Below are 10,021 nucleotides of genomic sequence, written 5' to 3' on the forward strand. Positions count from 1 at the left end.
GTCTCTAGTTCCGAAGAACTATACCCCTCGACTTGCATGTGTTAAGCCTGCCGCTAGCGTTCATCCTGAGCCAGGATCAAACTCTTCATCGTATATTTTAATATTATATTGCGATGTTATCTATCGGTTCTTTTCAAATCTCTCGATTCTATTACTCTTATTCTTTTGTTTTAACATCTCTGTTAAAACGGCTGTCAATTCAATATGTCTACGAACGTGTATTTCTTTTCTTTCGCTTGTTTCTCAAAGCGGGTGCAAAAGTAGAAAACTTATTTCTAACTGGCAAATGTTTTTTGAAGTTTTTTTAAGAAAATCTCTTTTCTTTTTCTTCTCAAACCTTACCAATTTATCAATGAACTTTCCGTGTTTTGCGGGGTGCAAACTTAAAACTTTCTTTCTTTACCCACAAGCTTTTTTAAATCTTTTTTCGAAAATAAATTTTCGTTTTGATCTCTTTAGCTTGTCAGTATTTCAGTGAACGTTTATCGTTGTTGCGGGTGCAAAAGTAGGTAGTTTATTCAGTTAAACAATAGCTTTTTCAAACTATTTTCAATCTTTTTCATAAGTAACTGGTTTGATGTTTTTTACAATATGAAGTTTTTTTGATTCTTTTAAAGTTTCGGGTGGTTTAGGCTGATTTTACTACAAAGAAGCCAAGAATTCTTCTCTTTGGATTTGTTTCGCAAAGAACGCAAGGCTATATTTTGAATTCTTTTTAATCTCGCAATCCCGATGGCTATCGGGAGCAAAGGTGCTAAGTTTTGATTTTTGGAGCGTTTTACTTCTCTTTATTATAGTAAACTTCTTTTGAAAGCTGCTCCCCTAGCCCCGATAGAAGTGGAAATCCTTTTGTGCCGGCGTTCGGCACAAAAGATTGGAGTGGATAGCGGGAAATAGCTCCTGATCCTTAAAACCAAAATCCAAAGGCTTCGACTTCGCTCAGCCGGACAAAGCCGCTCCTATTATCTAAACCGTCGGAATTGGGACATGAAACTTTACCTTATATATAGGAGAGAACAAAAACTAATACCCTCCCTAGAAACCTATCTCCAGAATCAATAAACACAGCCTTATATATAGTAGTAAAAAATAGACTTGTGGATAATTATAAATATTACTCTTATATATTAGTATAAACATGTATATATGTATTGTATGTATTTTTGTAATGCGTTATATTTGCATTCACAAAATTATAAACAATGATTAAGATTACTTTACCCGACGGGTCAATTAGAGAGTTTGCTTCAGGTGTAACTCCGATGGAGGTTGCTAAGAGCATTAGTGAAGGATTTGCAAGAAATGTGATTTCTGCGTCTTTTAATGGTACAACAATAGAAACCGAAACTCCATTGACGACCGACGGTAGTCTTATTTTATATACATGGAATGATGCTGAAGGAAAAAAAGCTTTCTGGCATTCGACTTCGCACGTAATGGCGCAAGCACTTGAGGAATTGTTTCCTGGAATTAAATTAACTCTAGGGCCTGCAATTTCGAATGGTTTTTATTATGATGTTGATTTTGAAGATCAGAAAATTACTGATGCTGATTTTAAAAAGATCGAAGATCGCGTTTTAGAGATTTCAAGAGGGAAACACGAATTTAAAATGCGTCCAGTTAGTAAAGCGGATGCACTAGAACTATATAAGGATAACGTTTACAAGACTGAATTGATTTCGAATCTTGAAGACGGAACTATTACTTTTTGTGATCATGCTACTTTTACTGATTTATGTAGAGGTGGTCATATCCCAAATACTGGTATCATCAAGGCTTTTAAAATCATGAGCGTTGCTGGTGCATACTGGAGAGGTGATGAGAAAAACAAACAATTGACTCGTGTTTACGGAACTTCTTTCCCTAAACAAAAGGATTTGACTGAATATCTTGAACTTCTTGAGGAGGCTAAACGTCGTGATCACCGTAAATTAGGTAAGGAACTTGAATTGTTTGCTTTCTCTCAGAAGGTTGGACAGGGTTTACCTTTATGGTTACCTAAAGGTGCCGCGCTTAGAGATCGCCTAGAGCAATTTTTAAAGAAAGCTCAGAAGAAAGCCGGATACGAGCAGGTGGTTACTCCACATATTGGACAAAAGGAACTTTATGTTACTTCTGGACATTATGCAAAATATGGTGCTGATAGTTTTCAACCTATACATACTCCTGCCGAAGGTGAAGAGTTTTTATTAAAACCAATGAACTGTCCTCACCACTGTGAGATCTACAACGTAAGACCTTGGTCATACAAAGATTTACCTAAGCGTTATGCTGAATTTGGTACTGTATATAGATATGAGCAGTCTGGTGAATTGCACGGTTTAACTCGTGTTAGAGGGTTTACTCAGGATGACGCACATATTTTTTGTACTCCAGAGCAATTAGATGAAGAATTTAAAAAAGTAATTGACCTTGTATTGTATGTATTTGGTTCGTTAGGTTTTGAAAACTTTACTGCTCAGATTTCATTAAGAGATCAGGAAAACAGAGATAAATATATTGGTTCTGACGAAAACTGGGAGAAAGCTGAAAATGCTATTATCAATGCGGCGGCTGATAAAGGATTAAATACTGTTGTAGAATATGGCGAGGCTGCTTTTTATGGTCCGAAGCTTGACTTTATGGTAAAAGATGCCTTAGGAAGACAATGGCAATTGGGAACTATTCAGGTTGATTATAACCTTCCTGAGCGTTTTGAATTGACTTATAAAGGTGCTGATAATGAATTACATCGCCCTGTTATGATTCATAGAGCTCCTTTTGGATCGATGGAACGTTTTATCGCAATTTTACTGGAACATACAGCAGGAAATTTCCCACTTTGGCTAATGCCAGAACAGGCTATAATCTTGTCTTTGAGCGAGAAATACGAAATATATGCTAAAAAAGTTTTAGATTTGCTAGAAAATCACGAAATTCGCGCCCTAATTGACAACCGAAGCGAGACTATTGGTAAGAAAATTAGAGATGCTGAAATGCAAAAAATACCGTTTATGCTTATTGTAGGTGAGGAAGAGGAGAAAAACGGAACTATTTCGATCCGTCGTCACGGACAAGAAGGAAAAGGGAATATTACAGTTACAATTGATGAATTTGTCGCTATTGTAAACGAAGAAATAAAAAAGACATTAAAAGTTTTTACAGTTTAACTTAAATTATAAAGTCATAGCAATAAGAAGCAACAGAGGTTACCAACCTCGAGTAGAAAAAAAAGATGCACACAGAATAAATAACCTTATTCGTGGTGTACAAGAAGTAAGACTAGTAGGCGAGAACATCGAACCAGGTGTGTTTAAGCTTGCAGAAGCTTTACGTTTAGCGGATCAATTCGAATTGGATTTGGTTGAAATTTCGCCAAACGCTGAGCCGCCGGTTTGTAAAATCATGGATTACAAGAAATTTGTTTACGAACAAAAGAAACGTGATAAGGTATTAAAAGCTAAGTCGACGCAGGTTGTAGTAAAAGAAATTAGATTTGGTCCTCAGACGGATGAGCATGATTACGAATTTAAAAGAAAGAATGCTGAGAAATTCCTTAAAGAAGGTGCTAAACTAAAAGCATTCGTTTTCTTTAAAGGACGTTCTATCATTTATAAAGATCAAGGACAAATTTTATTACTACGTTTGGCTACAGACTTAGAAGAGTATGGTAAAGTGGAAGCTATGCCAGTTTTGGAAGGAAAGAGAATGATCATGTTCATTGCTCCTAAAAAGAAAAAGTAAAACAGTTTGCAGTCTCAGTTTTCAGTTTCCACACTGTAAACTGAAAACTGAGACTGACAACTAAAAAAATAAGTAAGTAAGAATAAATTAAAACACTAGGAAAAATGCCTAAAATGAAAACAAAATCTAGCGCCAAGAAACGTTTCAAAGTTACTGGTTCTGGAAAGATTAAAAGAAAGCATGCTTTTAAAAGTCACATCTTGACTAAAAAATCTAAAAAACGTAAATTAGCTTTGACACACTCAGCGCTAGTTCACAAAACAGATATGAAAAGCATTAAACAACAATTAAGAATTATCTAATAATTCTTTAGGTTAAAAAATTATTTATTATAACCTTGGAGTATGGCTTTTAAGTTCCTTTGATTTAATTCAGGACGCCTGCTACAAAAACACATTAAAATTATGCCAAGAGCAGTAAATTCAGTTGCTAAAAGAGCAAGAAGAAAAAAAATAATGAAGCAAGCCAAAGGTTTCTTTGGTAGACGTAAAAACGTTTGGACAGTTGCTAAGAATGCAGTAGAGAAAGCAATGTGCTACGCTTACCGTGATAGAAAACAAAACAAAAGAAATTTCCGTGCATTATGGATTCAACGTATCAACGCTGGAGCTAGATTGGAAGGAATGTCTTATTCTCAATTCATGGGTAAAGTAAAAGCTAACGGAATCGAATTGAACCGTAAAGTTCTTGCAGATTTAGCAATGAATCACCCTGAAGCTTTCAAAGCAATACTTAACAAAGTAAAATAAACGTTTTATAAACTCAATTTAGATTACTTACTTATCATAGAAAAACCATCTCGTTTAAACGAGATGGTTTTTTGCTTTTACCGCCTTTTCAAAATTCTCATTTTTAAGATTTGAATTTAAAAAGTACATTTGTAAATAATCATATACATTATGCATAAAGCGCTTTTACAACATATTGAAAAGATCGTAAACTTAGAACCTTCAGAAATCGATATTCTGGATTCTTGTTTAAACGTATCTACAATCAAGAAGAAAGAACTTGTATTAAAAGAGGGTCAGGTTTGTGATACGCTATACTTTATCATTAAAGGCTGTATGAGGCAATATATCATCAACGACAAAGGAATTGAACAAACACTTCAATTTGGCATTGAGAATTGGTGGATTACGGATTACTTAAGTTTTCACAATCACGTGCCTTCTCATTTTTACATACAAGCTGTAGAACAATCTGAAGTAATTGCTTTAGAAAAATCGGCTTTAGAATCAATTTTATTACAGGTTCCAAAACTAGAGCGCTACTTTAGAATTGTTGCTCAAAAATCTTTTGGTGCCGCACAAATGCGAATCAAGTTTCTATTTACTATGTCGGCAGAAGAAAGGTACCATCATTTTAATGATTTATATCCCGAATTTGTTCAGCGCGTTCCACAATACATGATTGCTTCTTATCTGGATTTCTCGGCAGAGTTCATGAGTAAAATCAGAGCAGGAAAAGTCTAGCGATATTTCTTGAAGTAGTTCAAGTTTTTTAAAACAGATATACAAGACCTTTGTATCACACTTTAAAAAACAAGTACAATGAAACCAAGAATTGTTATCCCGACAGTTGCTCCGGCAGCATATGAAGCTTTAATGAATTTAGAGAAGTACAATGCAACTACTTCACTAACTCCTATACAAAAAGAGCTAATAAAAATTCGTGCATCCCAAATAAACGGTTGTGCTTTTTGTATTAACATGCATACGGCAGATGCCAGAAAATATGGCGAAACTGAAAAACGTATTTATTTACTAAGTGCATGGCGTGAAGCAGATGTTTTTACTGAGGAAGAAAAGGCAATATTAGCTTTGACTGAACAAATTACAATGATTAGTAATCACGTTTCTGATGAAGTGTATCAGAATGCCGCGCGTCTTTTTGATGATAAATATTTAGCAGAAATCATTCTTCTTATTATTACCATTAACTCCTGGAACAGATTAGCGATAGCTACAGGAATGAGAGCTATTTAATCTCAGTAATACAAATTCAGCATTATAAAATACGGGCAATATCTCCGAATACTAACATATTGCCCGTATAATACTGAATACCAAGCTAAAGCCAAAAATTAAAATAAAACAAAATACCGTATTTCTACTCTTTTTTAAGAATTAAAATTCTTTATTTTTGGCGCATGATACCAAAGAAATAATGCGCCGCTTTCTATATATAATTTTTACTTTTCTATTTTTATTTTCCTGCCAACAAAAAAGCAATAAAACCACCAAACAAAAGAGTTCAAAACCACAAATTGAAAAATTACTTAAGGCTGCTGATCACTTTTATGACAGTAATTATTTTGACAGCGCATTCTATTATTACAATAAAGTAAAATTTATATGTCATCCTAAAACTGACGCTATACATTATGTAAGCACTTTAAACAGAATGGCCGATATCCAGCAAAGGCACGGTGATTATGCCGCAAGCGAATCGACAGTTACTGAAGCTCTCCCCTCTTTAAAATACATTAAAAGCCCTGAATATGCATGGAATACTTATGTCATTTTAAGTATCAATTATTTAAACACATACGATTATAAAAATGCAGCATTATATAATCAAAAGGCTTTAGAACTACAAACAGAATCTTGGCGAAATTTGGCCGCCAGAAATAATATCGCTGTTATTTTGATTGAAGAGGAAAAATACCAAGAGTCTCTCGATATTTTTCTTTCTTTACTTACACATGAAGAAGTAAGAGATGACGCACTGTTTTATGCCAAAGCTTTAGACAACATTGGATTTTGTTATTTTAAAATCAATGAATTTGACAAAGCGATTTACTACTTAAACGAAAGTCTTACACTAAGACAAAAGAAAAAGGAACCTTTTGACTTAGGAAAAAGCTATCTTCATTTGGCAAAATTCTACGAAAATAGAAATATTTCTCTGGCAAAAAAATATATGATGATGAGCTATGAACAGTTTACCATTGGAAACAATGCTGACGAAAGAATAGCCGCATTAAAACTAATAACACAAAATAGTTCTTCTAACCAAGAGTTGAAAAAATATTCTACTAAATATGTTGATCTCGTTGACAGTATATTTGAAGTGAGACAAAAAGTTAAAAATCAATTTGCACGTGTAAAATACGATTCTAAAAAGGAGAAGGACGAAAATTTAAAACTTAAAACTCACAAGGCCGAAAATGAACTACTATTGGAAAGGCAAAAAAACAAAAATATAATTTCCTATATTATTGTTGCTATAAGTCTGAGCTTAATAATAGTGCTTTATCTGTATCTGACTTCGAGAGGAAATAAAGAAAAAATTGAGGCTACTTATAAAAGCGAAACGCGAATTGCTAAAAAACTACATGACGAACTGGCGAACGACATCTATCATACTATGGCATTTGTCGAAAATAAAAACCTTGCATTAGCCGAAAACAGAGAGCAATTGTTAAATAACCTTGATATTATTTATTCCCGAACGACAGACATATCAAAAGAAAATTGCACTCTTACTACAGATAAAAATTATGCTTTGGTTCTGCGAGAAATGATTCTGGGTTTTACTACTTCAAACATTACTATTAGTATCCACGAGTTGGAAACGATCGCATGGAATACTCTTGAGCGAAATAAAAAAACAACTATTTACAGAGTACTTCAGGAACTTCTTGTAAATATGAAGAAACATAGTAATGCTAATCTAGTGGGGATAAAATTTAAAAAAACTGATACAAATATTAGCATACATTATACTGATAACGGGAAAGGTGCTGATCTAACTCAATTATCTTATAAAAACGGCCTTCATAATGTAGAGAACAGAATTCACTCCATTAAAGGAATAATCGATATCGATTCAGATCCGGGAAAAGGTTTTAAAGTCTTCTTAAAAATTCCTGTATCATGATAAAAAAGACTTTCAGATCATTTCAAAATAAAAAAATCTTAAAATATTTTCTAGCCATCCTATTTTTTTTAATGATAGGATGTGTGACGTATTCATTAAAATCCCCAATAAATGAACTTAATAACAAAAGGAAATATACGAAATCAGAGATTCGAAAAATTCTATACAAAGCCGATGTTCTTTTTGATTCCTATCACTTAGACGAATCTTATAATTATTATAATCAGGCGCAATTACTTTGTGATATTGATAACGATTATATCGATTATGTTTATGCGCTTACCTGCATGGCTTCGGTGGAGCAAATGCAGGGTGACTTTGTTGCCAGTGAAGTATTATTAACAAAGACACTTCCGCATTTAAAAAAGATTAAAAAACCAAGGTTTGCTGCAAATGTCTATGAACAATTTGGTGCCAATTACTATTATACTTACGATTATAACAATGCTCTTTTATATTATCAAAAATCATTACATCTAAAAATAAGTACTTATAGAAAAATTGTAGTGCTTAATAGTATTTCTCAAATCTATTTGAAACAAGGAAAAATAAAGCTTGCAGAAAGTATATTGATTTCGCTATCAAAAATTAAAACTATCTATGAAAAAGATAAATATATAAATGATTACGAATACGCGAGAATATTAGATGACTTAGGGCTTTGTTATGATGAACAAGGAAAACCAGAAGCTATCGAGTATTACAAAAAAAGCCTGGCTATTCAGTTAAGGTTAAAGGACAATTATTCACTTTTATACAGTTATTTACATATTGCCGAATATTTTCAGTTTAGTAATCCTCAAAAAGCACAACATTATGCGAAAACAGCTTACGATATTTCGAGTAAATTAAATGATGCGCCTAACAAACTTCAGAGTTTAAAACTATTAACTAAAACGAGCGAAGGAAAAAGTCTAAAAGAATATTCGTCTAAATTTATTCAGCTTGCTGACAGCATCGAAAAATCAAGAAAAACAGCAAAAAATCAATTTGCCCGAATTAAATATTATTCTAAAAAAGACAGGGATGAAAATCTTCAATATAAAGCAGAGAAAGCAAAAAACGAATTGCAGTTAGAAAGACAAAAGAATAGAAATATTATTTCGTACATCATTCTTTTCTTTACGACTATGTTCAGTTTGTTTCTCTATTGCTACTTAACCATTAAAGGAAAAAAAGAAAAAAATGACGCCATCTTTAAAAGTGAAATACGAATTTCGAATAAATTACGTGCTGAACTTGCGCATGACGTTTACCAGACATTAACATTTACAGAAAATATTGATCTTACGAAAGAGGATAACAAAGAAATATTGCTCAACAATCTTGATGCGATTTATGCCAGAACAAGAACTATCTCTAAAGAAAACAGTGCAATTTCTACCGGAAAAAATTATGCCAGTGCGTTAAAAGAAATGATTTCCGGATTTAAAACTCCCGAACTGAATATTTTACTGAATGGTTTTGATTTAATTTTATGGGATTGTGTCGAAAAAAACAAAAAAATAATTCTTTATCGAATTCTGCAGGAGCTGTTTGTTAACATGAAAAAGCACAGTCAGGCCACTTTAGTGAGTATTAATTTTAAAATAACCGACAAAACGCTGACGATAATTTACAATGACAATGGGATTGGAACGAAAAATAGTACACCAAATTTAAAAAATGGATTGCAAAATGTGGAAAACCGTATTAAAACTATAAATGGAAATATTATTTTTGACAACAATTCAGAAAAAGGATTTAGATTAAGTTTCACGTTTCCTTTGTAAACACCATTATATGTTCAAAAAAGTTTTAGTTGCCGAAGATTTAGACAGTATCAGCATAGCCGTTATTCAAGTACTTGAAGATTTACAAGTTCCTGTAATTGATCATGTAAAATATTGTGATGATGGTTTATTAAAAATAAAAAAAGCATTGCTTGAAAACGAACCTTATGATTTACTCATAAGCGATTTATCTTTTAAGTCAGATCACCGTAATATCACTCTTACCAGTGGAGAAGAGCTTATTGAGGCTGCAAATGATGTTCAGCCAAAATTAAAAAAGATTGTATTTTCTATTGAAGATAAATCGTATCGTATAAAATCTCTTTTTTACGATTTAAGTATTAATGCCTACGTTTCAAAAGGAAGAAACAGTATTTCTGAATTAAGAAAAGCGATTGAAGGAACTTTTAGAAACGAGGAAAAAATTCTTTCTTCGGATTTATCTTTTAGTTTTAATGCTAAAGCGCTAATTGAAATTGAATCTTATGATATCTCTATTTTAAAACTTTTGGCAAAAGGTTATATTTTAGAAAATATCTCAAGTGAGTTTAAAGCTTCGTCAATAACTCCAAACGGAACGAGCAGTATTGAAAAACGCATCAATAAATTGAAAATATACTTTAAAGCCAATAATAATGTACACT

9 protein-coding genes and 1 rRNA gene are annotated in these 10,021 nt (G+C 32.8%); 9 read left to right on the top strand and 1 reads right to left on the bottom strand.

Annotation, left to right across the window (positions count from 1 at the left end):
• Positions 1 to 92: ribosomal RNA gene (locus FLACOL7796_RS19285) — 16S ribosomal RNA — on the bottom strand; the annotation flags it as partial.
• Positions 93 to 1,202: 1,110 nt separating this feature from the next.
• Between FLACOL7796_RS19285 and thrS the strand changes: the two genes are divergently transcribed.
• From thrS to FLACOL7796_RS19330, 9 genes are all read left to right on the top strand, one after another.
• On the top strand, positions 1,203 to 3,149 hold the full coding sequence (gene thrS / locus FLACOL7796_RS19290; protein ID WP_173972430.1) for a threonine--tRNA ligase: 1,947 nt from the start codon (positions 1,203 to 1,205) through the stop codon (positions 3,147 to 3,149).
• Positions 3,150 to 3,171: 22 nt separating this feature from the next.
• On the top strand, positions 3,172 to 3,723 hold the full coding sequence (gene infC, locus FLACOL7796_RS19295) for a translation initiation factor IF-3 (RefSeq protein ID WP_072964996.1): 552 nt from the start codon (positions 3,172 to 3,174) through the stop codon (positions 3,721 to 3,723).
• A 104-nt stretch (positions 3,724 to 3,827) separates the two neighbouring features.
• Positions 3,828 to 4,025 carry a 50S ribosomal protein L35 gene (gene rpmI, locus FLACOL7796_RS19300; protein WP_022827375.1) on the top strand — a complete coding sequence of 66 codons (198 nt, stop codon included), beginning with the start codon at positions 3,828 to 3,830 and terminating at the stop codon, positions 4,023 to 4,025.
• A 102-nt stretch (positions 4,026 to 4,127) separates the two neighbouring features.
• Complete coding sequence (rplT, locus tag FLACOL7796_RS19305; RefSeq protein WP_041515545.1) at positions 4,128 to 4,472, top strand: 50S ribosomal protein L20; 345 nt, start codon at positions 4,128 to 4,130, stop codon at positions 4,470 to 4,472.
• Between the two features lie 150 nt (positions 4,473 to 4,622).
• The gene (locus FLACOL7796_RS19310; RefSeq protein WP_173972431.1) at positions 4,623 to 5,195 is read left to right on the top strand and encodes a Crp/Fnr family transcriptional regulator; all 573 of its coding nucleotides are present in this window, start codon (positions 4,623 to 4,625) and stop codon (positions 5,193 to 5,195) included.
• Positions 5,196 to 5,273: 78 nt separating this feature from the next.
• Complete coding sequence (locus tag FLACOL7796_RS19315) at positions 5,274 to 5,708, top strand: carboxymuconolactone decarboxylase family protein (RefSeq protein ID WP_173972432.1); 435 nt, start codon at positions 5,274 to 5,276, stop codon at positions 5,706 to 5,708.
• Between the two features lie 157 nt (positions 5,709 to 5,865).
• The gene (locus FLACOL7796_RS19320) at positions 5,866 to 7,605 is read left to right on the top strand and encodes a tetratricopeptide repeat-containing sensor histidine kinase (RefSeq protein WP_232067411.1); all 1,740 of its coding nucleotides are present in this window, start codon (positions 5,866 to 5,868) and stop codon (positions 7,603 to 7,605) included.
• Positions 7,602 to 9,377, top strand: a complete 1,776-nt coding sequence (locus FLACOL7796_RS19325) for an ATP-binding protein (RefSeq protein ID WP_191408364.1) — start codon at positions 7,602 to 7,604, stop codon at positions 9,375 to 9,377. Before FLACOL7796_RS19320 ends, FLACOL7796_RS19325 begins: the two co-directional genes overlap by 4 nt.
• Positions 9,378 to 9,387: 10 nt before the next feature.
• Positions 9,388 to 10,021: response regulator transcription factor (locus FLACOL7796_RS19330; RefSeq protein WP_173972434.1), on the top strand; the 634-nt coding region annotated here is incomplete at its 3' end.

This window comes from Flavobacterium bizetiae, assembly GCF_902804475.1.
Classification (GTDB): domain Bacteria; phylum Bacteroidota; class Bacteroidia; order Flavobacteriales; family Flavobacteriaceae; genus Flavobacterium; species Flavobacterium bizetiae.

Bases quoted from the DNA above. Each gene is read 5' to 3' on its own strand.
- thrS (WP_173972430.1), top strand. From the start codon at position 1,203: ATGATTAAGATTACTTTACCCGACGGGTCAATTAGAGAGTTTGCTTCA.
- rpmI (WP_022827375.1), top strand. From the start codon at position 3,828: ATGCCTAAAATGAAAACAAAATCTAGCGCCAAGAAACGTTTCAAAGTT.
- rplT (WP_041515545.1), top strand. From the start codon at position 4,128: ATGCCAAGAGCAGTAAATTCAGTTGCTAAAAGAGCAAGAAGAAAAAAA.
- FLACOL7796_RS19310 (WP_173972431.1), top strand. From the start codon at position 4,623: ATGCATAAAGCGCTTTTACAACATATTGAAAAGATCGTAAACTTAGAA.
- FLACOL7796_RS19315 (WP_173972432.1), top strand. From the start codon at position 5,274: ATGAAACCAAGAATTGTTATCCCGACAGTTGCTCCGGCAGCATATGAA.
- FLACOL7796_RS19325 (WP_191408364.1), top strand. From the start codon at position 7,602: ATGATAAAAAAGACTTTCAGATCATTTCAAAATAAAAAAATCTTAAAA.